47 protein-coding genes are annotated in these 26,224 nt (G+C 50.6%); 40 read left to right on the forward strand and 7 right to left on the reverse strand.

Annotation, left to right across the window (positions count from 1 at the left end; translation table 11 throughout):
- The 3 genes from ACOT1A_RS23375 to bfr form a co-directional block, all read left to right on the forward strand.
- A partial coding sequence (locus ACOT1A_RS23375; RefSeq protein WP_001676084.1) for an elongation factor Tu occupies positions 1 to 90 on the forward strand: 90 nt, incomplete at its 5' end.
- 177 nt (positions 91 to 267) lie between these two features.
- Positions 268 to 462, forward strand: coding sequence for a bacterioferritin-associated ferredoxin (bfd, locus tag ACOT1A_RS23380; RefSeq protein WP_003863268.1), 195 nt, complete (start codon positions 268 to 270; stop codon positions 460 to 462).
- A gap of 72 nt (positions 463 to 534) precedes the next feature.
- Complete coding sequence (gene bfr / locus ACOT1A_RS23385; protein WP_003863270.1) at positions 535 to 1,011, forward strand: bacterioferritin; 477 nt, start codon at positions 535 to 537, stop codon at positions 1,009 to 1,011.
- On the opposite strand, the gene ACOT1A_RS23390 is transcribed toward bfr, so the two are convergent.
- Positions 995 to 1,468 carry a prepilin peptidase gene (locus ACOT1A_RS23390; RefSeq protein ID WP_193129825.1) on the reverse strand — a complete coding sequence of 158 codons (474 nt, stop codon included), beginning with the start codon at positions 1,466 to 1,468 and terminating at the stop codon, positions 995 to 997. The two genes, bfr and ACOT1A_RS23390, sit on opposite strands and share 17 nt — an antisense overlap.
- Positions 1,469 to 1,848: 380 nt before the next feature.
- On the opposite strand from ACOT1A_RS23390, the gene rpsJ reads away from it, so the two are divergent.
- From rpsJ to ACOT1A_RS23545, 31 genes are all read left to right on the forward strand, one after another.
- Positions 1,849 to 2,160, forward strand: coding sequence for a 30S ribosomal protein S10 (rpsJ, locus tag ACOT1A_RS23395; protein ID WP_001181005.1), 312 nt, complete (start codon positions 1,849 to 1,851; stop codon positions 2,158 to 2,160).
- 32 nt (positions 2,161 to 2,192) lie between these two features.
- Complete coding sequence (rplC, locus tag ACOT1A_RS23400; RefSeq protein WP_006178923.1) at positions 2,193 to 2,822, forward strand: 50S ribosomal protein L3; 630 nt, start codon at positions 2,193 to 2,195, stop codon at positions 2,820 to 2,822.
- A gap of 10 nt (positions 2,823 to 2,832) precedes the next feature.
- Positions 2,833 to 3,438, forward strand: a complete 606-nt coding sequence (rplD, locus tag ACOT1A_RS23405; protein WP_000424395.1) for a 50S ribosomal protein L4 — start codon at positions 2,833 to 2,835, stop codon at positions 3,436 to 3,438.
- Positions 3,435 to 3,737, forward strand: coding sequence for a 50S ribosomal protein L23 (gene rplW, locus ACOT1A_RS23410; RefSeq protein WP_000617546.1), 303 nt, complete (start codon positions 3,435 to 3,437; stop codon positions 3,735 to 3,737). The genes rplD and rplW overlap by 4 nt, the downstream gene beginning before the upstream one ends.
- A 17-nt stretch (positions 3,738 to 3,754) precedes the next feature.
- On the forward strand, positions 3,755 to 4,576 hold the full coding sequence (gene rplB, locus ACOT1A_RS23415) for a 50S ribosomal protein L2 (RefSeq protein ID WP_000301859.1): 822 nt from the start codon (positions 3,755 to 3,757) through the stop codon (positions 4,574 to 4,576).
- 16 nt (positions 4,577 to 4,592) lie between these two features.
- A complete protein-coding gene (rpsS, locus tag ACOT1A_RS23420; protein WP_001138117.1) occupies positions 4,593 to 4,871 on the forward strand; it encodes a 30S ribosomal protein S19 in 279 nt (92 codons plus the stop codon).
- Positions 4,872 to 4,885: 14 nt separating this feature from the next.
- Positions 4,886 to 5,218, forward strand: coding sequence for a 50S ribosomal protein L22 (rplV, locus tag ACOT1A_RS23425; RefSeq protein WP_002919773.1), 333 nt, complete (start codon positions 4,886 to 4,888; stop codon positions 5,216 to 5,218).
- A 17-nt stretch (positions 5,219 to 5,235) separates the two neighbouring features.
- Entirely contained in the window at positions 5,236 to 5,937 is a 702-nt protein-coding gene (gene rpsC, locus ACOT1A_RS23430) for a 30S ribosomal protein S3 (protein WP_000529945.1), read from the forward strand.
- A 12-nt stretch (positions 5,938 to 5,949) separates the two neighbouring features.
- The gene (gene rplP / locus ACOT1A_RS23435; RefSeq protein WP_002919759.1) at positions 5,950 to 6,360 is read left to right on the forward strand and encodes a 50S ribosomal protein L16; all 411 of its coding nucleotides are present in this window, start codon (positions 5,950 to 5,952) and stop codon (positions 6,358 to 6,360) included.
- A complete protein-coding gene (gene rpmC / locus ACOT1A_RS23440; RefSeq protein ID WP_003863282.1) occupies positions 6,360 to 6,551 on the forward strand; it encodes a 50S ribosomal protein L29 in 192 nt (63 codons plus the stop codon). The genes rplP and rpmC overlap by 1 nt, the downstream gene beginning before the upstream one ends.
- Complete coding sequence (gene rpsQ, locus ACOT1A_RS23445; RefSeq protein ID WP_002438707.1) at positions 6,551 to 6,805, forward strand: 30S ribosomal protein S17; 255 nt, start codon at positions 6,551 to 6,553, stop codon at positions 6,803 to 6,805. The genes rpmC and rpsQ overlap by 1 nt, the downstream gene beginning before the upstream one ends.
- 166 nt (positions 6,806 to 6,971) lie before the next feature.
- A complete protein-coding gene (rplN, locus tag ACOT1A_RS23450; protein ID WP_002919748.1) occupies positions 6,972 to 7,343 on the forward strand; it encodes a 50S ribosomal protein L14 in 372 nt (123 codons plus the stop codon).
- A 10-nt stretch (positions 7,344 to 7,353) separates the two neighbouring features.
- Positions 7,354 to 7,668 (forward strand): 50S ribosomal protein L24, encoded by a 315-nt coding sequence (rplX, locus tag ACOT1A_RS23455; protein ID WP_003863287.1) that lies wholly within the window; start codon positions 7,354 to 7,356, stop codon positions 7,666 to 7,668.
- Between the two features lie 14 nt (positions 7,669 to 7,682).
- Positions 7,683 to 8,222, forward strand: a complete 540-nt coding sequence (gene rplE / locus ACOT1A_RS23460; protein ID WP_022649589.1) for a 50S ribosomal protein L5 — start codon at positions 7,683 to 7,685, stop codon at positions 8,220 to 8,222.
- Positions 8,223 to 8,236: 14 nt separating this feature from the next.
- Positions 8,237 to 8,542 (forward strand): 30S ribosomal protein S14, encoded by a 306-nt coding sequence (gene rpsN / locus ACOT1A_RS23465; RefSeq protein ID WP_003863291.1) that lies wholly within the window; start codon positions 8,237 to 8,239, stop codon positions 8,540 to 8,542.
- A gap of 30 nt (positions 8,543 to 8,572) precedes the next feature.
- Entirely contained in the window at positions 8,573 to 8,965 is a 393-nt protein-coding gene (gene rpsH / locus ACOT1A_RS23470; RefSeq protein WP_006178918.1) for a 30S ribosomal protein S8, read from the forward strand.
- Between the two features lie 12 nt (positions 8,966 to 8,977).
- Positions 8,978 to 9,511, forward strand: a complete 534-nt coding sequence (gene rplF, locus ACOT1A_RS23475) for a 50S ribosomal protein L6 (protein ID WP_003863296.1) — start codon at positions 8,978 to 8,980, stop codon at positions 9,509 to 9,511.
- Between the two features lie 9 nt (positions 9,512 to 9,520).
- Positions 9,521 to 9,874, forward strand: a complete 354-nt coding sequence (gene rplR, locus ACOT1A_RS23480) for a 50S ribosomal protein L18 (protein WP_003863297.1) — start codon at positions 9,521 to 9,523, stop codon at positions 9,872 to 9,874.
- A 14-nt stretch (positions 9,875 to 9,888) separates the two neighbouring features.
- Positions 9,889 to 10,389, forward strand: coding sequence for a 30S ribosomal protein S5 (gene rpsE, locus ACOT1A_RS23485; protein ID WP_003863299.1), 501 nt, complete (start codon positions 9,889 to 9,891; stop codon positions 10,387 to 10,389).
- Between the two features lie 6 nt (positions 10,390 to 10,395).
- On the forward strand, positions 10,396 to 10,575 hold the full coding sequence (gene rpmD, locus ACOT1A_RS23490; protein ID WP_003863301.1) for a 50S ribosomal protein L30: 180 nt from the start codon (positions 10,396 to 10,398) through the stop codon (positions 10,573 to 10,575).
- Between the two features lie 3 nt (positions 10,576 to 10,578).
- Positions 10,579 to 11,013, forward strand: coding sequence for a 50S ribosomal protein L15 (rplO, locus tag ACOT1A_RS23495; protein ID WP_014885468.1), 435 nt, complete (start codon positions 10,579 to 10,581; stop codon positions 11,011 to 11,013).
- Between the two features lie 7 nt (positions 11,014 to 11,020).
- Positions 11,021 to 12,352, forward strand: a complete 1,332-nt coding sequence (gene secY / locus ACOT1A_RS23500; RefSeq protein ID WP_003863305.1) for a preprotein translocase subunit SecY — start codon at positions 11,021 to 11,023, stop codon at positions 12,350 to 12,352.
- A 31-nt stretch (positions 12,353 to 12,383) separates the two neighbouring features.
- Positions 12,384 to 12,500 carry a 50S ribosomal protein L36 gene (rpmJ, locus tag ACOT1A_RS23505; RefSeq protein WP_000868187.1) on the forward strand — a complete coding sequence of 39 codons (117 nt, stop codon included), beginning with the start codon at positions 12,384 to 12,386 and terminating at the stop codon, positions 12,498 to 12,500.
- 146 nt (positions 12,501 to 12,646) lie between these two features.
- Positions 12,647 to 13,003 (forward strand): 30S ribosomal protein S13, encoded by a 357-nt coding sequence (gene rpsM, locus ACOT1A_RS23510; RefSeq protein ID WP_003863308.1) that lies wholly within the window; start codon positions 12,647 to 12,649, stop codon positions 13,001 to 13,003.
- A 16-nt stretch (positions 13,004 to 13,019) separates the two neighbouring features.
- Positions 13,020 to 13,409 (forward strand): 30S ribosomal protein S11, encoded by a 390-nt coding sequence (gene rpsK / locus ACOT1A_RS23515; protein WP_003863312.1) that lies wholly within the window; start codon positions 13,020 to 13,022, stop codon positions 13,407 to 13,409.
- 32 nt (positions 13,410 to 13,441) lie between these two features.
- A complete protein-coding gene (gene rpsD, locus ACOT1A_RS23520) occupies positions 13,442 to 14,062 on the forward strand; it encodes a 30S ribosomal protein S4 (protein ID WP_003863314.1) in 621 nt (206 codons plus the stop codon).
- Positions 14,063 to 14,087: 25 nt separating this feature from the next.
- Complete coding sequence (locus tag ACOT1A_RS23525) at positions 14,088 to 15,077, forward strand: DNA-directed RNA polymerase subunit alpha (protein ID WP_002919219.1); 990 nt, start codon at positions 14,088 to 14,090, stop codon at positions 15,075 to 15,077.
- Positions 15,078 to 15,117: 40 nt separating this feature from the next.
- Positions 15,118 to 15,501 (forward strand): 50S ribosomal protein L17, encoded by a 384-nt coding sequence (gene rplQ, locus ACOT1A_RS23530; RefSeq protein ID WP_001216368.1) that lies wholly within the window; start codon positions 15,118 to 15,120, stop codon positions 15,499 to 15,501.
- A 107-nt stretch (positions 15,502 to 15,608) separates the two neighbouring features.
- The gene (locus tag ACOT1A_RS23535) at positions 15,609 to 15,977 is read left to right on the forward strand and encodes a DUF1992 domain-containing protein (protein ID WP_058646734.1); all 369 of its coding nucleotides are present in this window, start codon (positions 15,609 to 15,611) and stop codon (positions 15,975 to 15,977) included.
- Positions 15,978 to 15,979: 2 nt separating this feature from the next.
- On the forward strand, positions 15,980 to 16,405 hold the full coding sequence (gene zntR / locus ACOT1A_RS23540) for a Zn(2+)-responsive transcriptional regulator (RefSeq protein ID WP_003863328.1): 426 nt from the start codon (positions 15,980 to 15,982) through the stop codon (positions 16,403 to 16,405).
- Positions 16,406 to 16,462: 57 nt separating this feature from the next.
- A complete protein-coding gene (locus ACOT1A_RS23545; protein ID WP_022649585.1) occupies positions 16,463 to 16,678 on the forward strand; it encodes an alternative ribosome-rescue factor A in 216 nt (71 codons plus the stop codon).
- Here ACOT1A_RS23545 and mscL read toward each other — a convergent pair whose 3' ends face one another.
- The 5 genes from mscL to def form a co-directional block, all read right to left on the reverse strand.
- A complete protein-coding gene (mscL, locus tag ACOT1A_RS23550) occupies positions 16,679 to 17,092 on the reverse strand; it encodes a large-conductance mechanosensitive channel protein MscL (RefSeq protein WP_003863335.1) in 414 nt (137 codons plus the stop codon).
- 146 nt (positions 17,093 to 17,238) lie between these two features.
- The gene (trkA, locus tag ACOT1A_RS23555) at positions 17,239 to 18,615 is read right to left on the reverse strand and encodes a Trk system potassium transporter TrkA (protein WP_003863337.1); all 1,377 of its coding nucleotides are present in this window, start codon (positions 18,613 to 18,615) and stop codon (positions 17,239 to 17,241) included.
- A gap of 22 nt (positions 18,616 to 18,637) precedes the next feature.
- Positions 18,638 to 19,924 carry a 16S rRNA (cytosine(967)-C(5))-methyltransferase RsmB gene (gene rsmB, locus ACOT1A_RS23560; RefSeq protein WP_063163994.1) on the reverse strand — a complete coding sequence of 429 codons (1,287 nt, stop codon included), beginning with the start codon at positions 19,922 to 19,924 and terminating at the stop codon, positions 18,638 to 18,640.
- Between the two features lie 52 nt (positions 19,925 to 19,976).
- A complete protein-coding gene (gene fmt / locus ACOT1A_RS23565) occupies positions 19,977 to 20,924 on the reverse strand; it encodes a methionyl-tRNA formyltransferase (protein WP_023298756.1) in 948 nt (315 codons plus the stop codon).
- 23 nt (positions 20,925 to 20,947) lie between these two features.
- A complete protein-coding gene (gene def / locus ACOT1A_RS23570) occupies positions 20,948 to 21,457 on the reverse strand; it encodes a peptide deformylase (protein ID WP_023307093.1) in 510 nt (169 codons plus the stop codon).
- 127 nt (positions 21,458 to 21,584) lie between these two features.
- Between def and dprA the strand changes: the two genes are divergently transcribed.
- From dprA to ACOT1A_RS23600, 6 genes are read left to right on the forward strand one after another with little or no spacing between them, the layout of a single operon-like run.
- Entirely contained in the window at positions 21,585 to 22,709 is a 1,125-nt protein-coding gene (gene dprA, locus ACOT1A_RS23575; protein WP_276170438.1) for a DNA-protecting protein DprA, read from the forward strand.
- A complete protein-coding gene (smg, locus tag ACOT1A_RS23580; protein WP_000460665.1) occupies positions 22,681 to 23,154 on the forward strand; it encodes a DUF494 family protein Smg in 474 nt (157 codons plus the stop codon). The genes dprA and smg overlap by 29 nt, the downstream gene beginning before the upstream one ends.
- A 26-nt stretch (positions 23,155 to 23,180) precedes the next feature.
- On the forward strand, positions 23,181 to 23,735 hold the full coding sequence (locus ACOT1A_RS23585) for a type I DNA topoisomerase (RefSeq protein WP_023298754.1): 555 nt from the start codon (positions 23,181 to 23,183) through the stop codon (positions 23,733 to 23,735).
- The gene (tsaC, locus tag ACOT1A_RS23590) at positions 23,728 to 24,300 is read left to right on the forward strand and encodes an L-threonylcarbamoyladenylate synthase type 1 TsaC (RefSeq protein WP_022649580.1); all 573 of its coding nucleotides are present in this window, start codon (positions 23,728 to 23,730) and stop codon (positions 24,298 to 24,300) included. The genes ACOT1A_RS23585 and tsaC overlap by 8 nt, the downstream gene beginning before the upstream one ends.
- 4 nt (positions 24,301 to 24,304) lie before the next feature.
- A complete protein-coding gene (gene aroE, locus ACOT1A_RS23595; protein ID WP_032626754.1) occupies positions 24,305 to 25,123 on the forward strand; it encodes a shikimate dehydrogenase in 819 nt (272 codons plus the stop codon).
- A complete protein-coding gene (locus tag ACOT1A_RS23600; RefSeq protein WP_032626752.1) occupies positions 25,120 to 25,368 on the forward strand; it encodes a DUF1488 domain-containing protein in 249 nt (82 codons plus the stop codon). Before aroE ends, ACOT1A_RS23600 begins: the two co-directional genes overlap by 4 nt.
- Here the strand turns inward: ACOT1A_RS23600 and ACOT1A_RS23605 are convergent.
- Entirely contained in the window at positions 25,344 to 25,898 is a 555-nt protein-coding gene (locus ACOT1A_RS23605; protein WP_032626749.1) for a gamma carbonic anhydrase family protein, read from the reverse strand. The two genes, ACOT1A_RS23600 and ACOT1A_RS23605, sit on opposite strands and share 25 nt — an antisense overlap.
- Positions 25,899 to 26,224: the final 326 nt, after the last annotated feature.

A 26,224-nucleotide genomic window follows, 5' to 3' on the forward strand; every position in this document is an offset into this window, starting at 1 on the left:
CCAATCGCGATGGACGACGGTCTGCGTTTCGCAATCCGTGAAGGCGGCCGTACCGTTGGCGCGGGCGTTGTTGCTAAAGTTCTGGGCTAATTAATTAGCCCTGAAATAAAAAGGACGCTTCGGCGTCCTTTTTTGTTTTCTGCCCTTGGGCATTGTCATAAAAATTCGCATTTTTTGCTTTCTCCCGCCACGTATTCCGACGCCCGTGCTATTGTAATCATAACCATTCTCACTTACACTTTGCGCATATTTTGAACGGGAGTCTTTATGTACGTTTGTTTATGTAATGGTGTAAGCGACAAAAAAATTCGTCAGGCCGTTCGCCAGTTTCAACCACAATCTTTCCAGCAGCTTCGTAAGTTTGTTCCGGTGGGAAATCAATGCGGTAAATGCGTTCGCGCAGCGCGTGAGATCATGCAGGACGAACTGATGCAGATCCCGGAATTCAAAGAGATCGCGTAAGCCTCCATCTTTTTTTTGACATCCCTGTAGCCCGATCTACGCTTCAATGAGTGGAAGCGGAGGGACTATATAATGAAAGGTGATGTTAAAATCATAAGTTATCTCAATAAATTATTGGGAAATGAGCTTGTCGCAATCAATCAGTATTTTCTCCATGCAAGAATGTTCAAAAACTGGGGACTGACTCGCCTCAACGATGTTGAATACCATGAGTCCATTGATGAAATGAAACACGCCGATAAATATATTGAGCGTATTTTATTCCTCGAAGGCATTCCTAACCTACAGGATCTCGGAAAACTGGGCATCGGAGAAGATGTTGAAGAGATGTTGCGTTCTGATCTCCGGCTGGAGCTGGAGGGTGCAAAAGACCTGCGTGAAGCCATTGCCTATGCGGACAGCGTACATGACTACGTCAGCCGGGATATGATGATCCAGATCCTGGCCGATGAAGAAGGGCACATCGACTGGCTTGAGACCGAACTGGATCTTATTAGCAAAATTGGCCTACAGAACTACCTTCAGTCTCAGATCAAAGTGGAAAGTTAATCAGGCTTTCCCAGCCAACGCATAAACCCGCTGCCGCCAGAAATGGCCCAAAAGGCAGTGGGTTTTTTAATGCCTGCTTATCAGGGTTGAACAACGAGAAACCAACCAGATACAGCAGAGCCATTAACGCGGCCACTAATGCCAGTACTGGCAGTACACACCAGCCATGCCATGCTCCCAGCGCCGCAAGATATTTTATGTCGCCATACCCCATCCCTTCACGTCGGCAGATGAGTCGATATCCCCAATAGATAACGGCGAATCCGGCGTATCCTGCGGTCGCACCCAGTACCGCGCTCGGCAAAAAATCAGGATGAAGACAAAGCTGGTAGAGCAGGCCCGTCCATAGCAGCGGGCAAAGGAATTTATCGGGAAGCAGCCCCGTGCGAATATCGGTGCGTGCAAGCAAGGCCGATAACGCAAAATAGATCAGCAGAAAGGGGAGGGACGTTAGCATAGCGAGAGCCTCAAAATGGTTTGAGCGCATACTCGTAATAATCTGCATGCCCGGCAATGTGTAAAAACAACAATTGCATAGCGGCTTCAGACAAAGAGTTGTGAAGGGATACTTTGCATAAAAAATTGCGAGGCCTTACGCAGAGTACGACTTTGGCGCTTAATTTCTAAACGGCACTTGCGTCTTTCGCTGATTTACGTATAATGCGCGGGCTTGTCGTAATTGACGGCGGGTTCAATCTGAACCAGAGTAGCTCACTTTGTTACTCAACAATGCTCCCAATTGGGGAGCTACGTAAGAACGGTTACACTCTCCCATCAATCGTAATGGGTTTGAGGAGTAATCATTTTCGTTTATAAAATAATTGGAGCTCTGGTCTCATGCAGAACCAAAGAATCCGTATCCGCCTTAAAGCGTTTGATCATCGTCTGATCGATCAATCAACCGCGGAAATCGTCGAGACTGCTAAGCGCACTGGTGCGCAAGTCCGTGGTCCGATCCCGCTGCCGACCCGCAAAGAGCGCTTTACCGTTCTGATCTCTCCGCACGTTAACAAAGATGCGCGTGATCAGTACGAGATCCGCACTCACAAGCGTCTGGTTGACATCGTTGAGCCAACTGAGAAAACCGTTGATGCTCTGATGCGTCTGGATCTGGCTGCCGGTGTAGACGTGCAGATCAGCCTGGGTTAATCAGGTCATCGAGCGATTGAGAGGTTGATACAATGATTGGTTTAGTCGGTAAAAAAGTGGGCATGACCCGCATCTTCACTGAAGATGGCGTTTCAATCCCAGTAACCGTAATCGAAGTTGAAGCAAACCGCGTTACCCAGGTTAAAGATCTGGCTAACGATGGCTACCGCGCTGTTCAGGTGACCACTGGTGCTAAAAAAGCTAACCGTGTAACCAAACCAGAAGCGGGTCACTTCGCTAAAGCTGGCGTAGAAGCTGGCCGTGGTCTGTGGGAATTCCGTCTTGCTGAAGGCGAAGAGTTCACCGTAGGTCAGGACATTAGCGTTGAGCTGTTTGCTGACGTTAAAAAAGTTGACGTAACCGGTACCTCTAAAGGTAAAGGTTTTGCTGGTACCGTTAAGCGCTGGAACTTCCGTACCCAGGACGCTACTCACGGTAACTCCTTGTCTCACCGCGTTCCGGGTTCTATCGGTCAGAACCAGACTCCGGGCAAAGTGTTCAAAGGCAAGAAAATGGCAGGTCAGCTGGGCAACGAACGTGTAACCGTTCAGAGCCTGGACGTAGTACGTGTTGACGCTGAGCGCAACCTGCTGCTGGTTAAAGGTGCGGTCCCGGGTGCAACCGGTAGCGACCTGATCGTTAAACCAGCTGTGAAGGCGTAAGGGGATAGCAATGGAATTAGTATTGAAAGACGCGCAGAGCGCGCTGACTGTTTCCGAAACTACCTTCGGTCGTGATTTCAACGAAGCGCTGGTTCACCAGGTTGTTGTTGCTTATGCAGCTGGTGCTCGTCAGGGTACTCGTGCTCAGAAGACTCGTGCTGAAGTAACTGGTTCAGGCAAAAAGCCATGGCGCCAGAAAGGTACCGGCCGTGCGCGTTCAGGTTCTATCAAGAGCCCGATCTGGCGTTCAGGTGGCGTGACCTTCGCTGCGCGTCCACAGGACCACAGTCAAAAAGTTAACAAAAAGATGTACCGCGGCGCGCTGAAAAGCATCCTGTCCGAACTGGTACGTCAGGATCGTCTGATCGTTGTCGAGAAGTTCTCTGTTGAAGCGCCTAAAACTAAGCTGCTGGCACAGAAACTGAAAGACATGGCTCTGGAAGATGTGCTGATCATCACCGGTGAGCTGGACGAGAACCTGTTCCTGGCCGCGCGTAACCTGCACAAGGTTGACGTACGCGACGCGACTGGTATCGACCCGGTTAGCCTGATCGCCTTCGACAAAGTCGTAATGACTGCTGATGCTGTTAAGCAAGTTGAGGAGATGCTGGCATGATTCGTGAAGAACGTCTGCTGAAGGTGCTGCGCGCACCGCACGTTTCTGAAAAAGCGTCTACTGCGATGGAAAAAACAAACACCATCGTTCTCAAAGTTGCTAAAGACGCGACCAAAGCAGAGATCAAAGCTGCTGTGCAGAAACTGTTTGAAGTCGAAGTCGAAGTCGTTAACACCCTGGTAGTTAAAGGGAAAGTTAAACGTCACGGACAGCGTATCGGTCGTCGTAGCGACTGGAAAAAAGCTTACGTCACCCTGAAAGAAGGCCAGAACCTGGACTTCGTTGGCGGCGCTGAGTAAGTCGGAGGAGTAATACAATGGCAGTTGTTAAATGTAAACCGACATCTCCGGGTCGTCGCCACGTAGTTAAAGTGGTTAACCCTGAGCTGCACAAGGGCAAACCTTTTGCTCCGTTGCTGGAAAAAAACAGCAAATCCGGTGGTCGTAACAACAATGGCCGTATCACCACTCGTCACATCGGTGGTGGCCACAAGCAGGCTTATCGTATTGTTGACTTCAAACGCAACAAAGACGGTATCCCAGCAGTTGTTGAGCGTCTTGAGTACGATCCGAACCGTTCCGCGAACATCGCGCTGGTTCTGTACAAAGATGGCGAACGCCGTTACATCCTGGCCCCTAAAGGCCTGAAAGCTGGCGACCAGATTCAGTCTGGCGTTGATGCTGCAATCAAAGCAGGCAACACCCTGCCGATGCGCAATATCCCGGTTGGTTCTACCGTTCATAACGTAGAAATGAAACCAGGTAAAGGCGGTCAGCTGGCGCGTTCCGCGGGTACTTACGTTCAGATCGTTGCGCGTGACGGTGCTTATGTCACCCTGCGTCTGCGTTCTGGTGAAATGCGTAAAGTCGAAGCAGACTGCCGCGCTACTCTGGGCGAAGTTGGCAATGCTGAGCATATGCTGCGCGTTCTGGGTAAAGCTGGTGCTGCACGCTGGCGTGGTGTTCGTCCTACCGTTCGCGGTACTGCGATGAACCCAGTCGATCACCCACATGGTGGTGGTGAAGGTCGTAACTTTGGTAAGCACCCGGTAACTCCGTGGGGCGTTCAGACCAAAGGTAAGAAGACCCGCAGCAACAAGCGTACTGATAAATTTATCGTACGTCGCCGTAGCAAATAATTTTAGAGGATAAGCCATGCCACGTTCTCTCAAGAAAGGTCCTTTTATTGACCTGCACTTGCTGAAGAAGGTAGAGAAAGCGGTGGAAAGCGGAGACAAGAAGCCCCTGCGCACTTGGTCCCGTCGTTCAACGATCTTTCCTAACATGATCGGTTTGACCATCGCTGTCCATAATGGTCGTCAGCACGTTCCAGTCTTTGTTACCGACGAAATGGTTGGTCACAAACTGGGTGAATTCGCACCGACTCGTACTTATCGCGGCCACGCTGCTGATAAAAAAGCGAAGAAGAAATAAGGTAGGAGGAAGAGATGGAAACTTTAGCTCAACATCGCCATGCTCGTTCTTCTGCACAGAAGGTTCGCCTTGTTGCTGACCTGATTCGCGGTAAGAAAGTGTCGCAGGCCCTGGACATCCTGACCTATACCAACAAGAAAGCTGCGGTATTGGTCAAGAAAGTACTGGAATCTGCCATTGCTAACGCTGAACACAACGATGGCGCTGACATCGACGATCTGAAAGTCGCGAAAATTTTCGTAGATGAAGGCCCAAGCATGAAGCGCATTATGCCGCGTGCGAAAGGTCGTGCAGATCGCATCCTGAAGCGCACCAGCCACATTACTGTGGTTGTGTCCGATCGCTGAGACTCTGGAGACTAGCAATGGGTCAGAAAGTACATCCTAATGGTATTCGCCTGGGTATTGTAAAACCATGGAACTCTACCTGGTTTGCGAACACCAAAGAATTCGCTGACAACCTAGACAGCGATTTTAAAGTACGTCAGTACCTGACTAAGGAACTGGCTAAAGCGTCTGTATCTCGTATCGTTATCGAGCGTCCAGCTAAGAGCATCCGTGTGACTATTCACACTGCTCGCCCTGGTATCGTTATCGGTAAGAAAGGCGAAGACGTAGAAAAACTGCGCAAGGTCGTAGCGGATATCGCTGGCGTTCCTGCACAGATCAATATCGCTGAAGTTCGTAAGCCTGAACTGGACGCTAAATTGGTTGCTGACAGCATCACTTCTCAGCTGGAACGTCGTGTTATGTTCCGTCGTGCTATGAAGCGTGCTGTACAGAACGCAATGCGTCTGGGCGCTAAGGGTATCAAAGTTGAAGTTAGCGGCCGTCTGGGCGGCGCGGAAATCGCACGTACCGAATGGTACCGCGAAGGTCGCGTACCGCTGCACACTCTGCGTGCTGACATCGACTACAACACCTCTGAAGCGCACACCACTTACGGTGTAATCGGCGTTAAGGTATGGATCTTCAAAGGTGAGATCCTGGGTGGTATGGCTGCTGTTGAACAACCGGAAAAACCGGCTGCTCAACCTAAAAAGCAGCAGCGTAAAGGCCGTAAATAAGGAGCGTCGCTGATGTTACAACCAAAGCGTACAAAATTCCGTAAAGTGCACAAAGGCCGCAACCGTGGTCTGGCGCAGGGTACGGATGTTAGCTTCGGCACTTTCGGTCTGAAAGCTGTTGGCCGTGGTCGTCTGACTGCACGTCAGATCGAAGCAGCACGTCGTGCAATGACCCGTGCAGTTAAGCGTCAAGGTAAGATCTGGATCCGTGTATTCCCGGACAAACCGATCACCGAGAAGCCACTGGAAGTTCGTATGGGTAAAGGTAAAGGTAACGTGGAGTACTGGGTTGCCTTGATCCAACCGGGCAAAGTCCTTTATGAAATGGACGGTGTTCCGGAAGAGCTGGCCCGTGAAGCCTTCGGCCTGGCAGCAGCGAAACTGCCTATCAAAACCACCTTTGTAACTAAGACGGTGATGTAATGAAAGCAAAAGAGCTGCGTGAAAAAAGCGTTGAAGAGCTGAACGCTGAGCTGCTGAACCTGCTGCGTGAGCAGTTCAACCTGCGTATGCAGGCTGCAAGTGGCCAGCTGCAACAGACTCACCTGCTGAAGCAAGTGCGTCGCAATGTTGCGCGCGTTAAGACTTTACTGACTCAGAAGGCGGGTGCGTAATGACCGATAAAATCCGTACTCTGCAAGGTCGTGTTGTTAGCGATAAAATGGAGAAATCCATTGTTGTAGCTATCGAACGTTTTGTGAAACACCCGATCTACGGTAAATTCATCAAGCGTACGACCAAACTGCACGTACATGACGAGAACAACGAATGTGGTATCGGCGACAAGGTTGAAATCCGTGAATGCCGTCCACTGTCCAAGACTAAGTCCTGGACGCTGGTTCGCGTTGTAGAGAAAGCGGTTCTGTAATAGAGTACGCATTCTCAATACGAATAAACGGCTCAGCAATGAGCCGTTTATTTTTTCTACCCATATTGCAGAAGCGGTGTTATAATGCCGCGCCCTCGATATGGGGCTTTTTAACGGCTCTGATTTTAGAGTCTCAGGTAGTAGTTGACATTAGCGGAGCACTAAAATGATCCAAGAACAGACTATGCTGAACGTCGCCGACAACTCCGGTGCACGTCGCGTAATGTGTATCAAGGTTCTGGGTGGCTCGCACCGTCGCTACGCAGGCGTAGGCGACATCATCAAGATCACCATCAAGGAAGCAATTCCACGTGGTAAGGTCAAAAAAGGTGATGTGCTGAAGGCGGTAGTGGTGCGCACCAAGAAGGGTGTTCGTCGCCCTGACGGTTCTGTCATTCGCTTCGATGGTAATGCATGCGTTATTTTAAACAATAACAGCGAGCAGCCTATCGGCACGCGTATCTTTGGGCCGGTAACTCGTGAACTTCGTACTGAGAAGTTCATGAAAATTATCTCTCTGGCACCAGAAGTACTCTAAGGAGCGAATCATGGCAGCGAAAATCCGTCGTGATGACGAAGTTATCGTGTTAACCGGTAAAGATAAAGGTAAACGCGGTAAAGTAAAAAATGTTCTGTCTTCCGGCAAACTCGTCGTTGAAGGTATCAACCTGGTTAAGAAACATCAGAAGCCGGTTCCGGCCCTGAACCAACCAGGCGGCATCGTTGAAAAAGAAGCTGCTATTCAGGTTTCTAACGTTGCAATCTTCAATGCGGCTACCGGTAAGGCTGACCGTGTAGGCTTTAGATTCGAAGACGGCAAAAAAGTCCGTTTCTTCAAGTCTAACAGCGAAACTATCAAGTAATTTGGAGTAGTACGATGGCGAAACTGCATGATTACTACAAAGACGAAGTAGTTAACAAACTCATGACTGAGTTTAGCTACAATTCTGTCATGCAAGTCCCTCGGGTCGAGAAGATCACCCTGAACATGGGTGTTGGTGAAGCGATCGCTGACAAGAAACTGCTGGATAACGCAGCAGCTGACCTGACAGCAATCTCCGGTCAAAAACCGCTGATCACCAAAGCACGCAAATCTGTTGCAGGCTTCAAAATCCGTCAGGGCTATCCGATCGGCTGTAAAGTAACTCTGCGTGGCGAACGCATGTGGGAGTTCCTTGAGCGCCTGATCACTATTGCTGTTCCACGTATCCGTGACTTCCGTGGCTTGTCCGCTAAGTCTTTCGACGGTCGTGGTAACTACAGCATGGGTGTCCGTGAGCAGATCATCTTCCCAGAAATCGACTACGATAAAGTCGACCGCGTGCGTGGTTTGGATATTACCATTACCACTACTGCGAAATCTGATGAAGAAGGCCGTGCTCTGCTGGCTGCCTTTGACTTCCCGTTCCGCAAGTAAGGTAGGGTTACTGAATGGCTAAGCAATCAATGAAAGCACGCGAAGTAAAGCGCGTAGCTTTAGCTGATAAATTCTTCGCTAAACGCGCTGAACTGAAAGCGATCATTTCTGATGTGAACGCTTCCGACGAAGATCGTTGGAATGCGGTTCTCAAGCTGCAGTCTCTGCCGCGTGATTCCAGCCCGTCTCGTCAGCGTAACCGCTGTCGTCAAACAGGTCGTCCACATGGTTATGTGGGCAAGTTTGGGTTGAGCCGTATCAAACTGCGTGAAGCCGCCATGCGCGGTGAAGTACCAGGCTTGAAAAAGGCTAGCTGGTAATTACCAATTGAATCACGGGAGTAAAGACAGATGAGCATGCAAGATCCGATCGCGGATATGCTGACCCGTATCCGTAACGGTCAGGCCGCGAACAAAGTTGCGGTCACCATGCCTTCCGCCAAGCTGAAAGTGGCAATTGCCAACGTGCTGAAGGAAGAAGGTTTTATCGAAGATTTTAAAGTTGAAGGCGACACCAAGCCGGAACTGGAACTTACTCTCAAGTATTTCCAGGGTAAAGCTGTTGTAGAAAGCATTCAGCGTGTCAGCCGCCCAGGCCTGCGCATCTATAAGAAAAAAGATGAGCTGCCAAAAGTAATGGCTGGTCTTGGTATCGCAGTTGTTTCTACCTCTAAAGGTGTTATGACTGATCGTGCAGCGCGCCAGGCTGGTCTTGGTGGCGAAATTATCTGCTACGTAGCCTAATCGGAGGAAAGAATGTCTCGTGTTGCTAAAGCACCGGTCGTTATTCCTGCCGGCGTTGATGTCAAAATCGACGGTCAGGTTATTACGATCAAAGGTAAAAACGGCGAGCTGACTCGTACCCTCAACAAAGCTGTTGAAGTTAAACATGCAGATAACGCTCTGACCTTCGGTCCACGTGATGGTTTCGTGGATGGATGGGCTCAGGCTGGTACCGCGCGTGCCCTGCTGAACTCAATGGTTGTTGGTGTTACCGAAGGCTTCACTAAAAAGCTTCAGCTGGTTGGTGTAGGTTATCGTGCAGCTATCAAAGGGAATGCAGTAGGCCTGTCTCTGGGCTTCTCACACCCTGTTGAGCATCCGCTGCCGGCCGGAATCACTGCAGAATGCCCGACTCAGACTGAAATCGTGCTGAAAGGCGCTGATAAACAGCTGATCGGTCAGGTTGCAGCAGATCTGCGCGCCTACCGTCGTCCTGAGCCTTATAAAGGCAAGGGTGTTCGTTACGCCGACGAAGTCGTGCGTACCAAAGAGGCTAAGAAGAAGTAAGGTAACACTATGGATAAGAAATCTGCTCGTATCCGTCGTGCGACCCGCGCACGCCGCAAGCTCAAAGAGCTGGGTGCAACTCGCCTGGTGGTACATCGTACCCCGCGTCATATTTACGCACAGGTAATTGCACCGAACGGTTCTGAAGTTCTGGTAGCTGCTTCTACTGTAGAAAAAGCTATCTCAGAACAATTGAAGTATACCGGTAACAAAGACGCCGCTGCAGCTGTAGGTAAAGCTGTTGCAGAACGCGCTCTGGAAAAAGGCATCAGCAATGTTTCCTTTGACCGTTCCGGGTTCCAATATCATGGTCGTGTCCAGGCACTGGCAGATGCTGCCCGTGAAGCTGGCCTTCAGTTCTAAGGTAGAGGTGTAAGATGGCTCACATCGAAAAACAGGCTGGCGAACTGCAGGAAAAGCTGATCGCGGTAAACCGCGTATCTAAAACCGTTAAAGGTGGTCGTATTTTCTCCTTCACAGCTCTGACTGTAGTGGGTGATGGTAACGGTCGCGTTGGTTTTGGTTACGGTAAAGCGCGTGAAGTTCCAGCAGCGATCCAGAAAGCGATGGAAAAAGCCCGTCGCAATATGATTAACGTCGCGCTGAACAACGGTACCCTGCAACACCCAGTTAAAGGTGTTCACACGGGTTCTCGTGTATTCATGCAGCCAGCTTCCGAAGGTACCGGTATCATCGCCGGTGGTGCAATGCGCGCCGTTCTGGAAGTTGCTGGAGTTCATAACGTTCTGGCTAAAGCATATGGTTCCACCAACCCGATCAACGTGGTTCGTGCAACTATTGATGGCCTGGAAAATATGAATTCTCCAGAAATGGTCGCTGCCAAGCGTGGTAAATCCGTTGAAGAAATTCTGGGGTAATTGACCATGGCAAAGACTATTAAAATCACTCAAACCCGCAGTGCAATCGGTCGTCTGCCGAAACACAAGGCAACGCTGCTTGGCCTGGGTCTGCGTCGTATTGGTCATACCGTTGAGCGCGAGGATACTCCTGCTGTTCGTGGTATGGTCAACGCGGTTTACTTCATGGTTAAAGTTGAGGAGTAAGAGATGCGTTTAAATACTCTGTCTCCGGCCGAAGGCTCTAAAAAGGCGGGTAAACGCCTGGGTCGTGGTATCGGTTCTGGCCTCGGCAAAACCGGTGGTCGTGGTCACAAAGGTCAGAACTCTCGTTCTGGCGGTGGCGTACGTCGCGGTTTCGAGGGTGGCCAGATGCCACTGTACCGTCGTCTGCCGAAGTTCGGCTTCACCTCTCGCAAAGCAGCGATTACAGCGGAAATCCGTCTGTCTGACCTGGCGAAAGTTGAAGGCGGCGTTGTAGACCTGAATACGCTGAAAGCAGCTAACATTATCGGTATCCAGATCGAGTTCGCGAAAGTGATCCTGTCTGGTGAAGTTTCTACTCCGGTAACTGTTCGTGGCCTGCGTGTTACTAAAGGTGCTCGTGCTGCTATCGAAGCTGCTGGCGGTAAAATTGAGGAATAAGTAGCAGATGGCTAAGCAACCGGGATTAGATTTTCAAAGTGCCAAAGGTGGATTTGGCGAGCTGAAACGCAGACTGCTGTTTGTAATCGGCGCGCTGATTGTGTTCCGTATTGGCTCTTTTATTCCGATCCCTGGTATTGATGCCGCTGTACTTGCCAAACTGCTTGAGCAACAGCGAGGCACCATCATTGAAATGTTCAACATGTTCTCTGGTGGTGCTCTCAGCCGTGCTTCTATTTTCGCACTGGGTATTATGCCGTACATTTCGGCATCGATTATTATCCAGCTGCTGACGGTCGTTCATCCGGCCCTGGCAGAGTTGAAGAAAGAAGGGGAGTCTGGACGTCGTAAGATTAGCCAGTACACCCGTTACGGCACTCTGGTGCTGGCAATATTCCAGTCGATCGGTATTGCTACCGGTCTTCCGAATATGCCTGGTATGCAGGGCCTGGTATTAAACCCAGGCTTTGCATTCTATTTCACCGCTGTTGTAAGTCTGGTCACAGGGACCATGTTCCTGATGTGGCTCGGCGAACAGATTACTGAACGAGGTATCGGTAACGGTATCTCAATCATTATCTTCGCCGGTATCGTTGCGGGTCTCCCGCCGGCCATCGCCCATACTATCGAGCAAGCGCGTCAAGGCGACCTGCACTTCCTCCTGTTGCTGTTGGTTGCAGTATTAGTATTTGCAGTGACGTTCTTTGTTGTCTTCGTTGAACGTGGTCAACGCCGCATTGTGGTGAACTACGCTAAACGTCAGCAGGGTCGTCGTGTCTATGCTGCACAGAGCACACATTTACCGCTGAAAGTGAATATGGCGGGGGTTATCCCGGCTATCTTCGCTTCCAGTATTATTCTGTTCCCGGCAACCATCGCGTCATGGTTCGGGGGCGGTACTGGTTGGAACTGGCTGACAACAATTTCGCTGTATTTGCAGCCTGGGCAACCACTTTATGTGTTACTCTATGCGTCTGCGATCATCTTCTTCTGTTTCTTCTACACGGCGTTGGTCTTCAACCCGCGTGAAACAGCAGATAACCTGAAGAAGTCCGGTGCATTTGTACCAGGAATTCGTCCGGGAGAGCAAACGGCGAAGTATATCGATAAAGTAATGACTCGCCTGACTTTGGTTGGTGCGCTTTATATTACTTTTATCTGCCTGATCCCGGAGTTCATGCGTGATGCAATGAAAGTACCGTTCTACTTCGGTGGGACCTCACTGCTTATCGTTGTTGTCGTGATTATGGACTTTATGGCTCAAGTGCAAACTCTGATGATGTCCAGTCAGTATGAGTCTGCATTGAAGAAGGCGAACCTGAAAGGCTACGGCCGCTAAATGGTCGTCTGAGAAGTTACGGAGAGTAAAAATGAAAGTTCGTGCTTCCGTCAAGAAATTATGCCGTAACTGCAAAATCGTTAAGCGTGATGGTGTCATCCGTGTGATTTGCAGTGCCGAGCCGAAGCATAAACAGCGCCAAGGCTGATTATTTCGCATATTTTTCTTGCAAAGTTGGGTTGAGCTGGCTAGATTAGCCAGCCAATCTTTTGTATGTCTGTACGTTTCCATTTGAGTATCCTGAAAACGGGCTTTTCAGCATGGTGCGTACATATTAAATAGTAGGAGTGCATAGTGGCCCGTATAGCAGGCATTAACATTCCTGATCAGAAACATGCTGTGATCGCATTAACTTCGATCTACGGCGTCGGCAAGACCCGTTCCAAAGCCATTCTGGCTGCAGCGGGTATCGCTGAAGATGTTAAGATCAGTGAGCTGTCTGAAGAACAAATCGACACGCTGCGTGACGAAGTTGCCAAATTTGTCGTTGAAGGTGATCTGCGCCGTGAAATCAGCATGAGCATCAAGCGCCTGATGGATCTTGGTTGCTATCGCGGTTTGCGTCATCGTCGTGGTCTGCCAGTGCGCGGTCAGCGTACTAAGACCAACGCACGTACCCGTAAGGGTCCGCGCAAACCGATCAAGAAATAATCGGGGTGATTGAATAATGGCAAAGGCACCAGTTCGTGCACGTAAACGTGTAAGAAAACAAGTCTCTGACGGCGTGGCTCATATCCATGCTTCTTTCAACAACACCATCGTTACTATTACTGATCGTCAGGGTAACGCATTGGGTTGGGCAACAGCCGGTGGTTCCGGTTTCCGTGGTTCTCGCAAATCCACTCCGTTCGCAGCTCAGGTTGCAGCAGAGCGTTGCGCTGAAGCCGTAAAAGAATACGGCATCAAGAATCTGGAAGTTATGGTTAAAGGTCCGGGTCCGGGTCGTGAATCTACTGTTCGCGCTCTGAACGCCGCTGGTTTCCGCATCACGAATATTACTGATGTGACTCCGATCCCTCATAACGGTTGTCGTCCGCCGAAAAAACGTCGCGTATAACGCTCGTTTTTTAGGTTAGTTGGAGATAGAAAATGGCAAGATATTTGGGTCCTAAGCTCAAGCTGAGCCGTCGTGAGGGCACCGACTTATTCCTTAAGTCTGGCGTTCGCGCGATCGATACCAAGTGTAAAATTGAACAAGCTCCTGGCCAGCACGGTGCGCGTAAACCGCGTCTGTCTGACTATGGTGTGCAGTTGCGTGAAAAGCAAAAAGTTCGCCGTATCTACGGTGTGCTGGAGCGTCAGTTCCGTAACTACTATAAAGAAGCAGCACGTCTGAAAGGCAACACAGGTGAAAACCTGCTGGCTCTGCTGGAAGGTCGTCTGGACAACGTTGTATACCGTATGGGCTTCGGCGCGACTCGTGCTGAATCACGCCAGTTGGTTAGCCATAAAGCAATCATGGTAAACGGTCGTGTTGTTAACATCGCTTCTTATCAGGTTAAAGCGAATGACGTTGTTAGCATTCGTGAGAAAGCGAAAAAGCAATCTCGCGTGAAAGCCGCTCTGGAGCTGGCTGAGCAGCGTGAAAAGCCAACCTGGCTGGAAGTTGATGCTGGCAAGATGGAAGGTACGTTCAAGCGTCAGCCTGAGCGTTCTGATCTGTCTGCGGACATTAACGAACACCTGATCGTCGAGCTTTACTCCAAGTAAAGCTTAGTACCAAAGAGAGGACACAATGCAGGGTTCTGTGACAGAGTTTCTAAAACCGCGCCTGGTAGATATCGAGCAAGTGAGTTCGACGCACGCCAAGGTGACCCTTGAGCCTTTAGAGCGTGGCTTTGGCCATACTCTGGGTAACGCACTGCGCCGTATTCTGCTCTCATCGATGCCGGGTTGCGCGGTGACCGAGGTTGAGATTGATGGTGTACTTCATGAGTACAGCACCAAAGAAGGCGTTCAGGAAGATATCCTTGAAATCCTGCTCAACCTGAAAGGGCTGGCGGTGAGAGTTCAGGGTAAAGATGAAGTTATTCTTACTCTGAATAAATCTGGCATTGGCCCTGTGACTGCAGCCGACATCACCCACGACGGTGATGTTGAAATCGTCAAGCCGCAGCACGTGATCTGCCACCTGACCGATGAGAACGCAGCTATTAGCATGCGTATCAAAGTTCAGCGCGGTCGTGGTTATGTGCCGGCTTCTGCCCGAATTCATTCGGAAGAAGATGAGCGCCCAATCGGCCGTCTGCTGGTCGACGCATGCTACAGCCCTGTAGAGCGTATTGCCTACAATGTTGAAGCAGCGCGTGTAGAACAGCGTACCGACCTGGACAAGCTGGTCATCGAAATGGAAACCAATGGCACAATCGATCCTGAAGAGGCGATTCGTCGTGCGGCAACCATCCTGGCAGAACAACTGGAAGCTTTCGTTGACTTACGTGATGTACGTCAGCCGGAAGTGAAAGAAGAGAAACCAGAATTCGATCCGATCCTGCTGCGCCCTGTTGACGATCTGGAATTGACTGTCCGCTCTGCTAACTGCCTCAAGGCAGAAGCTATCCACTATATCGGTGATCTGGTACAGCGTACCGAGGTTGAGTTGCTGAAAACGCCGAACCTGGGTAAAAAATCTCTTACCGAGATTAAAGACGTGCTGGCTTCACGTGGTCTGTCTCTGGGCATGCGCCTGGAAAACTGGCCACCGGCAAGCATTGCTGACGAGTAACCGGATCACAGGTTAAGGTTTTACTGAGAAGGATAAGGTCATGCGCCATCGTAAGAGTGGTCGTCAACTGAACCGCAACAGCAGCCATCGCCAGGCTATGTTCCGCAACATGGCAGGTTCACTGGTTCGTCATGAAATCATCAAGACGACCCTGCCTAAAGCGAAAGAGCTGCGTCGCGTAGTTGAGCCGCTGATTACTCTTGCCAAGACTGACAGCGTTGCTAATCGTCGTCTGGCATTCGCCCGTACTCGTGATAACGAGATCGTGGCAAAACTGTTTAACGAACTGGGCCCGCGTTTCGCGAGCCGTGCCGGTGGTTACACTCGCATTCTGAAGTGTGGCTTCCGTGCAGGCGACAACGCGCCGATGGCATACATCGAGCTGGTTGATCGTTCAGAGAAAGCAGAAGCTGCTGCAGAGTAATCTGTAGTAACGTAAAAAAACCCGCCTCGGCGGGTTTTTTTATATCCGCAGAATCTCCACTTATCTACAATGTCTGTATCTTTTCTGCTCATACCCTGGAGTTCATTATGTGGTTGCTCGATCAGTGGGCTGAACGCCATATTAGCGATGCCCAAAACAAAGGCGAGTTTGAAAATCTCCCCGGTAGCGGTGAGCCACTGGTGCTGGACGATGATTCACACATTCCCCCTGAATTACGAGCCGGTTATCGCTTACTGAAAAACGCAGGTTGTTTACCCCCTGAACTTCAGCAACGCAATGAAGCCGTCGAGCTTGCTGATCTGCTTAAAGGCATTCATAAGAATGACCCGCAGTACTCCGAAATCAGCCGTCGATTAGCGCTCATCGAAATAAAACTGCGCCAGACGGGAATGAATACTGACTTTTTGCATGGTGAGTACAGTGAAAGGTTAATGCAAAAAATAAACGAGGAGTAGCCATGTACCGCATAGGTGAACTTGCGAAGCTTGCTAACGTAACGCCGGATACTATCCGCTACTACGAAAAGCAGCAGATGATCGATCATGAGGTCAGAACAGAAGGTGGATTTCGCCTTTATACGGATAACGACCTGCAACGCCTTCGTTTTATCCGCTATGCCCGGCAACTCGGCTTCACGCTGGAGTCGATCCGTGAACTGCTGTCGATCCGTATCGATCCTGAACATCATACGTGTCAGGAATCTAAAAGCATCGTTCAGGCCCGGCTGGATGAAGTTGAAGGACGAATTCAGGAGCTGCAGGCCATGCAACGATCTCTACAAAGGCTGAATGACGCGTGCTGCGGTACTGCTCACAGCAGTGTTTATTGCTCAATACTGGAAGCCCTTGAACAGGGCGCCAGTAGTGAAACTCAGGGTTGTTGATTTTTTATCAGCCACGGACTAGACTCCCGCCGACATTAACTATGCTCAGGAGAAATGATGAGCCGCTATCAGCATACTAAGGGACAAATTAAGGATAACGCCATTGAGGCATTGCTTCACGACCCGCTTTTTAGACAGCGTGTTGAGAAGAACAAGAAGGGAAAAGGGAGTTATTTGCGTAAAGGTAAACATGCACAACGTGGTAACTGGGAGGCCAGTGGCAAGCAAGCTAATCGCTTTTTTACCACTGGCCTTTCTGTTTCTCTCGCCTGATTAAACGCGGTTATTCTGCTCTTTTAACAGATCGCGAATTTCAGTCAGTAAGACTTCTTCTTTAGTTGGTGCTGGCGGGGCAGCAGCCGGTTCTTCTTTTTTACGGTTAAGTCTGTTGATAAGTTTGATCGCCATGAAAATGGCAAATGCCACGATCACGAAATCAAATACGTTCTGAATGAATACGCCGTAGTGCATTACAACCGCAGGGATATCGCCCTGAGCTTCCCGAAGGGTGAAGGCGAATTGTTTGAAATCAATGCCTCCAATCAACAGTCCTAACGGCGGCATAATAATGTCGGCGACTAATGATGAAACGATCTTACCGAACGCCGCACCAATAATGACACCCACAGCCAAATCCACCACATTCCCGCGCATCGCAAATTCGCGAAATTCTTTAATAAAACTCATTATGTTCTCCTTGTGCCAGCTGACGCCTATAAGTTTAACAAATGATTAGCTAATTGCCATTGGGGATAAATAATCGTTATGAAAAATAAAAGGCATGAAAATTAGAAGGTTAATATTTGGGTGCCCTCGTCTGAGCACCCAAATCATTACAGGAAGAACGGGCTTGGCTGGAATAAACGCTCGACGTCGGTAATAAATTTTTTATCGGTCAGGAACATAATAACGTGGTCACCCTGCTCAATACGTAAATTATCATTGGCGATCATCACATCATTACCTCGCACTACTGCGCCGATAATGGTGCCTGGTGGAAGTTTAATTTCATCGATTGCGCGACCAACAACGCGTGACGTCGTTTCATCCCCATGAGCGACGGCTTCAATGGCTTCAGCAACACCACGACGAAGAGATGACACGCCGACAATATCCGCTTTACGCACATGGCTTAGCAGGGCAGAGATGGTGGCTTGCTGGGGTGAAATAGCAATATCAATTACGCTACCCTGTACCAGATCGACATAAGCCTTACGCTGGATAAGCACCATAACTTTTTTCGCCCCCATACGTTTAGCGAGCATGGCGGACATAATATTCGCTTCGTCGTCGTTGGTGACGGCAATAAAAAGATCAACCTGATCGATATGCTCTTCGGCCAGCAATTCCTGATCCGAAGCATCGCCATAAAACACGATGGTATTCTGAAGTTTTTCAGCCAGCTCTGACGCGCGTTGTTGATCCCGTTCGATCAGCTTCACGCTGTAGTCTTTTTCCAGCCGTCTCGCCAGACCTGCGCCAATATTACCGCCGCCAACCAGCATAATACGTTTATACGGTTTTTCGAGACGCTGTAGTTCACTCATCACCGCACGGATATGCTGAGAAGCCGCAATAAAGAAGACTTCATCCCCGGCTTCTACAATGGTGGAACCTTGCGGTCGAATAGGTCTGTCGTGACGGAAAATCGCCGCAACACGCGTATCGATATGTGGCATATGCTCGCGCATTGTCGACAGGGCATTACCAATCAGCGGGCCCCCGTAATAAGCCTTCACGACCGCCAGGCTTACTTTCCCTTCAGCAAAGTTCACAACCTGCAACGCGCCCGGGTACTCAATCAGACGATAAATACTGTCGATAACCAGCTGTTCAGGTGCAATAAGATGGTCGATGGGTACCGCTTCGGAATTAAACAGCTTCTCCGCATCCCGGACATAGTCCGGAGAACGAATGCGGGCGATGCGGTTTGGGGTGTTGAAAAGCGAGTAGGCCACCTGACATGCAACCATGTTGGTTTCATCAGAACTGGTTACTGCAACCAGCATGTCGGCATCGTCCGCGCCCGCTTCCCGAAGCACACGTGGATGAGAGCCGTGCCCCTGAACAACGCGGAGGTCGAACTTGTCCTGCAAAACGCGCAGGCGATCGCCATTGGTATCCACAATGGTGATATCGTTGTTTTCGCCCACGAGATTTTCCGCCAGCGTTCCGCCAACTTGCCCTGCGCCCAGAATGATAATTTTCATCTTTTGTGACCTGTTCTCAACATCACTCTTTGATTAGCTTAGCGTAAAAGAAACCATCACCCTCTTCTGCGCCCGGCAGGTTTTGCAGACCCGGGTGCTCAGGCGTTCCCGTATCGTGCAGCATAGCGTCCGGGGTGCGTTTCAGGAAAGCCGCAATTTGCTTACTGTTCTCTTCCGGGAGAACAGAGCAGGTTGCATACACCAGGGTTCCGCCGGGTTTGAGATGCGGCCAGATGGCATCCAGAATTTCGGATTGCAACTGGGCAAGCTCCTTGATATCACGATCGCGACGCAGCCATTTGATATCGGGATGACGACGAATCACGCCGGTTGCTGAGCAGGGGGCGTCCAGCAAAATGCGATCGAACCGGGTATCACCACACCAGTCAGCGGGTTTGCGTCCATCGCCTTGCTTAACCTGTGCTTTCATACCCAGACGCTTAAGGTTGTCATAGACGCGTGAAAGGCGCTGCTCATCAACATCCACGGCCATCACGCTGGCCTGCGGCGCCACTTCCAGGATGTGCGTTGTTTTCCCCCCTGGCGCTGCACAGAGATCGAGGATCTGCTCCCCGTCTTTCGGCTCAAGCCAGGTCATGCAGCCCTGAGCAGATGCGTCCTGTACCGTTACCCAGCCCTCTTCAAAACCGGGTAATGCATGTACCGGTGCAGGGGAGGCTAAACGAACCGCATCAGGATAAGCAGCGTGTGTGAAGCCGCTCATTCCGGCCTCTTCCAGCAGGGCCAGCCATGCGTCGCGTGTATGATGGTTACGATTGACGCGTAACCACATCGGCGGACGTTGATTATTGGCATCCACAATGTCTTGCCATTGCTGTGGGTAGGCTTTTTTAAGGCGATTCAGCAGCCATTCAGGGTGAAGGAAGCGCGCTTCGCTTTGCGCAAATTCTGCCAGCAGTTCGTCCTGTTGACGCTGGAACTGACGCAGCACGCCGTTGATCAATCCTTTTAGCTGAGGACGTTTAATCGCAACGGCACCCTCCACTGTCTCGGCCAGCGCAGCATGAGGTGGAATGCGGGTATGAAGAAGCTGGTAGAAACCGACCATGATCAAATAATGCACGGTACGCTGCTTGCCGCTCATCGGGCGTGACATCAGCTTGTTAATCAACCACTCAAGCTGAGAGAGGGTGCGCAGCACGCCAAAGCACAGCTCCTGAAGCAGGGCTTTGTCTTTATCGGAAACCTTTTGTTGCAGTGGAGGCAGGACATTACTCAGTGACTGGCCCTGCTCGATAACCTGCTCAACGGCCTGAGCCGCCATAGTGCGTAGATTTTGTCTTTTCATAACCGTAAAAATAAAAATGCCCGGAAACACCGGGCCTTAAGAATAAATTTGTTCAGGCAAGGCGATTGCCAGGGATGAACCATTCACGACGAGAATTTAATAGATCCTGCGCGCTCATTGCCTTTTTACCGGCCGGTTGCAGCGATTCAAGATTCAGTATCCCTTCTCCGGTCGCAACCTGGATACCGTTTTTGCTGGCGTCGATAATCGTACCGGGCTCTGCCGATGCATTGCCGTTAATAACTGAAGCTTTCCAGACTTTCACTGGCTGCTCATCAATCATCAACCAGCTCATCGGCCATGGATTAAAGGCGCGGATGCAGCGTTCGAGTTGAGCTGCTGACAGGGACCAGTCGATCCGGGCTTCTTCTTTACTCAGTTTCTCAGCATAGGTCACCTGTGCCTCATCCTGCACTTCAGGTGTCGCTGTATTGTCAGCAAGCTGTTGCAGCGTCTCAATCAGCCCCTGCGGGCCGAGATCCGCCAGCTTGTCATACAGCGTGGCGCTGGTATCTTCTGCGGTGATGGGACACGCCAGTTTATACAGCATGTCGCCCGTGTCTAAACCTACGTCCATCTTCATGATTGTCACGCCAGTTTCAGCATCGCCTGCCCACAGAGCGCGCTGAATAGGGGCTGCACCACGCCAGCGTGGGAGCAAAGAACCATGAACGTTAACACAGCCCAGGCGGGGCATATCAAGTACCGCTTTCGGCAGAATGAGGCCGTAAGCCACAACTACCATCACGTCCGCGTTCAGGTCTGCCACTAACTTCTGGTTTTCCTCAGGTCGTAATGACGCAGGCTGGAAAACCGGTAAACCATGTGTTTCTGCCAGTACCTTAACCGGGCCAGGCATCAGTTTTTTACCGCGGCCAGCCGGACGGTCCGGCTGAGTAAATACGCCAACAATCTGATGGCCAGACGTTAACAGCGCGTCGAGATGACGCGCTGCAAAATCAGGGGTACCCGCGAAGATTATACGTAGTGATGTAGACACGTTATTCCTTGTATCCGGGGGCGTTAAGCGCGAGAACGCAAACGATCCAGTTTCTCAACTTTCTGACGAATACGCTGTTGCTTCAGAGGTGAGAGGTAATCGATAAACAGTTTACCGACCAGGTGATCCATCTCATGCTGAATGCAAATTGCCAGCAGATCGTCGGCTTCCAGCTCAAACGGATTGCCGTCACGATCCAGTGCGCGGATTTTAACTTTTTCGGCACGTGGCACCAAAGCGCGCTGTTCAGGGATAGACAGACAGCCTTCCTCAATACCTGTTTCGCCGCTTTTTTCCAGCAGCTCAGGGTTGATCAGCACCAGGCGCTCATCACGATTTTCAGAAATGTCGATCACAATAATACGTTTGTGAATGTCTACCTGGGTCGCGGCAAGGCCAATGCCTTCTTCAGCGTACATGGTATCGAACATATCATCGACGATACGCTGAATTTCTGCATTCACTTCTTTAACCGGTTCCGCGACGATGCGAAGGCGCTCGTCAGGAATATGTAACACTTGCAAAACTGCCATAAATTTCCAGAGTCGTGTTCAGGAGTTGATAAGAATATTACTTCTATTCTAGACAAATCCCCGGTCGATTGACAGCATCAGTGACCAATCGCAAAGATTGCTGAGGCTGCTTATGGCAGGGAAAAGGATGACGTCCACAGAGATATGGTTACGGCTTATAAACATCGGGTCGTTATACGGCGACGCGATGCTGGAGATTGCGCAGAGGCTGCTTCGCCAGGCAATCGTCGATGCTGAAGCTGTCAACGCGTCAGGGCTTTCGCCCAAACATGCCGTAAAGTTTTTTTCGTTCAGTGAGAGTGAGCTTGAACGTAGTCTGGAATGGCTGGAACACGCCGACAACCACCTTCTCACGGCAGATGATCCTCGCTTCCCGCCATTGTTGCGTTCTATCCCTGATTTTCCCGGGGCGCTATTTGTGCGAGGCCGCGTTGACGTGCTTAATAGCATGCAGCTTGCGGTTGTGGGCAGCCGTGCGCCCTCGTGGTATGGCGAGCGTTGGGGGAAAATGCTGAGCGAACAGCTGTCCCAATGTGGCTTTACGATCACCAGTGGTCTGGCTTGCGGCATCGACGGTGTAGCACATCATGCGGCGTTGTCTGCAAACGGGCGAAGTGTCGCCGTGCTTGGCAATGGTCTTTTTAGTCTCTATCCGCGTCGTCATCACATTCTGGCTGAGCAACTTATCGCTTCAGAGGGGGCAATAGTGTCTGAGTTTTCACTCTCAACACCGCCCAGACCGGGTAACTTTCCACGGCGTAACCGGATCATCAGTGGGTTAAGCCAGGGTGTGCTGGTGGTCGAAGCTGCGATTCGGAGTGGATCGCTGGTTACCGCAAGGTGCGCACTGGAGCAGGGGCGTGAAGTTTTTGCGCTGCCCGGCCCGTTGGGGAACCCCGGCTGCGAAGGCCCTCACTGGCTGATAAAACAGGGGGCGACGCTGGTGACCTGCAAAGAAGATATCCTTGAAAATTTGCAGTATGGACTGCATTGGTTGCAGGATGATCTCCAAAAGCGACATATTTCATCGGATCAGGAGGCAGTAGCATTGCCATTTCCCAAGCTCCTGGCTAACGTAGGAGATGAGGTAACACCTGTTGACGTTGTCGCTGAACGTGCCGGCCAACCTGTGCCAGTAACGGTAGCACAGCTACTCGAACTGGAGTTAGCAGGGTGGATCGCAGCTGTACCCGGCGGCTATGTCCGATTAAGGAGGGCATGCCATGTTCGACGTACTGATGTATTTGTTTGAGACTTACATCCACAACGAAGCAGAAATGCAGGTGGATCAGGACAAATTAACACGGGATCTGACCGACGCAGGTTTTGAGCGGGAAGATATATATAATGCGTTGATGTGGCTGGATAAGTTGGCTGATTATCAGGACGGCCTCGCCGAACCGATGCAGCTTGCTTCTGACCCATTGTCTGTGCGCATCTATACAGCTGAAGAGTGTGAAAGGCTGGATGCCAGCTGCCGGGGATTCATTTTATTCCTCGAGCAGATTCAGGTGCTAAACCTCGAAACGAGAGAGATGGTGATAGAGCGCGTCATGGCGCTGGATACTGCTGAGTTTGAACTGGAAGATCTGAAATGGGTGATCCTGATGGTTCTGTTCAACATTCCAGGCTGTGAAAATGCCTATCAGCAAATGGAAGAATTACTCTTTGAAGTGAATGAAGGTATGCTGCATTAATTCTATGTGCAGCAACAAGAGTTGTTATGGCCAAATCAGCACTCTTCACGGTGCATAAAAACGAGCCCTGCCCACAGTGCGGGGCAGAACTTGTTATTCGGTCCGGGAAACACGGTCCGTTTCTCGGTTGTTCACACTATCCGGAATGTGATTATGTCCGTCCCCTGAAAAGCCAGGCGGATGGACATATCGTCAAAATTCTGGAGGGACAGCTTTGTCCTCTCTGTGGCGGTGAACTGGCGCTGCGGCAGGGGCGGTTCGGGATGTTTATCGGATGCAGCCGCTACCCGGAGTGTGAACATACGGAACAAATTGATAAGCCAGATGAAACGGCAATTGCCTGCCCTCAGTGCCAGCGTGGCCAATTGGTGCAGCGGCGCTCTCGTTATGGCAAGACCTTCCATTCGTGCGATCGCTATCCTGAATGCCAGTTCGTCATCAATTTCAAACCAGTAGCGGGCGTCTGCTCTCATTGCGATTATCCGTTACTTATAGAGAAGAAAACCGCGCAAGGCTTGAAACGCTTTTGCGCCAGTAAACAATGTGGAAAGCCGGTTTCGGCGGATCAAATCAGTGAATAATAACCTGCCATCAGGCTCCATCGCGCAGGCGGTGGAAATCCTGAAAAAAGAAGAAGTCATCGCCTATCCAACAGAAGCCGTTTTCGGGGTCGGGTGTGATCCTGACAGCGAAGTCGCCGTTAACCGTCTGCTGGCGCTAAAACAGCGGCCTGTCGAAAAAGGATTGATTTTGATCGCTGCGAACTACGAGCAGCTTAAGCCTTATATTGATGATTCCATGCTGACACCTGCACAGCGGGAAACCATTTTCTCTGCGTGGCCTGGTCCCGTGACGTTTGTTTTTCCTGCACAGCCGACAACGCCGCGCTGGTTAACCGGGCGTTTCGATTCACTCGCGGTACGTGTCACCGACCATCCGCTGGTGGTGGAGTTATGCCAGGCATTTGGTAAACCTCTGGTTTCAACCAGCGCCAACCTGACCGGGCTTCCCCCTTGTCGGACAACCGAAGAAGTTCTGGCGCAGTTCGGGAATGATTTCCCGGTAGCCGTGGGTGAAACCGGTGGTCGTCTTAACCCGTCAGAAATTCGCGATGCCTTGACCGGCGAACGTTTTCGCCAGGGATAATGTGATGGAAACCTATGCTGTTTTTGGTAACCCGATCGCGCACAGCAAGTCGCCTCTGATCCATCGGCTGTTTGCGGAGCAATTGCATATAGATCACCCATATGGTCGGGTTCTTGCGCCTGTTGATGCATTTATACCGACGCTGAATAGCTTTTTTGATGCGGGTGGTAAAGGTGCGAACGTCACGGTGCCTTTTAAAGAAGAGGCTTTCGGGCGCGCGGATGAACTGACCGAACGTGCGTCGCTCGCTGGCGCCGTCAATACTCTTAAGCGGCTTGAAGATGGTCGCCTTCTGGGCGATAACACCGATGGGATTGGTTTACTCAGCGATCTGGAGCGATTGTCGTTTATTAAACCAGGCTTTCGGATCCTGCTGATCGGCGCGGGTGGCGCCTCGCGCGGCGTATTGCTTCCTCTTCTTTCGCTGGATTGTGCGGTGACAATCACCAACCGTACTTTCTCCAGAGCAGAAGAGCTGGCGGCGTTGTTCGCACACACAGGCAGCGTAGCTGCGGTAGCACCTGACGATCTCGCGCGTCACGAATTTGATCTTGTGATTAATGCCACCTCAAGCGGTATTAATGGAGAGATCCCGGCGATTCCTGCATCCCTGATTCATTCCCACATCTACGCCTATGACATGTTTTATCAAAAAGGGAAAACGCCCTTTCTGACCTGGTGCGAACAACAGGGGGCAAAACACGTGGCTGATGGTCTGGGAATGCTGGTGGGGCAGGCGGCTCATGCGGTGCTACTCTGGCATGGCGTGTTACCCGCTGTAGAACCGGTGATTGAAAAGCTCAAACAGGAAATGACGGCGTGAATCAGGCGATTCATTTTCCCGACAGAGAAATCTGGGATGAAAACAAGCAAGCGGTTTGTTTCCCGGTGCTGGTGCATGGAATGCAGCTCACCTGTGCGATTAAAGGGGAAACGTTGCTTCAGCGCTTTGGGGGGGCAGATCCGTTAGCGGTCTTTTGCGAAAATCGCTGGGACCTGGAAGAGGATGCCAGCGATTTGATCCGCGATCAGCAGGAAGACGATCAGGGTTGGGTCTGGTTATCCTGATCCAGATAGTCATTTTTCCATTTAACGTAATTGTTCGCTGAGTATTTCAATCCTTCGATCTCCGTCTCTTTTAGGGGGCGGATCTGTTTAACCGGGCTGCCTAAATAGAGATACCCACTTTCAAGACGCTTGTTTTGCGGAACAAGACTCCCTGCGCCAATCATTACGTCATCTTCTACAATGACGCCATCCAGCAAAATCGATCCCATCCCAACGAGAACCCTGTTACCGATCGTGCAGCCGTGGAGCATCACTTTATGGCCGACGGTAACATCTTCCCCAATAATGAGCGGGTTGCCTTCAGGGTTATAAGATGACTTATGAGTCACATGCAACACGCTGCCGTCCTGAATATTGGTGCGTGCACCGATTGCAACGTAGTTAACATCGCCCCGGATCGCGACAAGTGGCCAGATGCTGACATCATCGGCCATGCGAACATCACCAATGACCACGCTGCTGGCATCGATCATCACGCGATCGCCTTTTTGGGGGAACAGATGTTTATAAGGACGTAATACTGCAAACATATCTACCTCGATACAGATGAGCGTTATTAAAGAAGACTTTGATCGTATTCCTGGAGCGAGGCAAGGCAAAATGCGTCAATTTTTAAGCGGATCGGGTGGGTTTTCAGCGAAAAGCACGGAAAATCATCAGTTGGAAAAAAAGATCTAAAAAATACTTGTGCTAAAAACTGGGATCCCTATAATGCGCCTCCATCGACACGGCAGATGTGAATCACTTCACAGACTACCCGGTCGGTTGAAGAGAAAAATCCTGAAATAACGGGTTGACTCTGAAAGAGGAAAGCGTAATATACGCCACCTCGCGACAGAGCGCTGAAGCGCGTCGC

Origin of the sequence: Enterobacter cloacae complex sp. SYL003 (assembly GCF_049236925.1) — a bacterium.
Taxonomy (GTDB): Bacteria; Pseudomonadota; Gammaproteobacteria; order Enterobacterales; family Enterobacteriaceae; genus Enterobacter; species Enterobacter intestinihominis.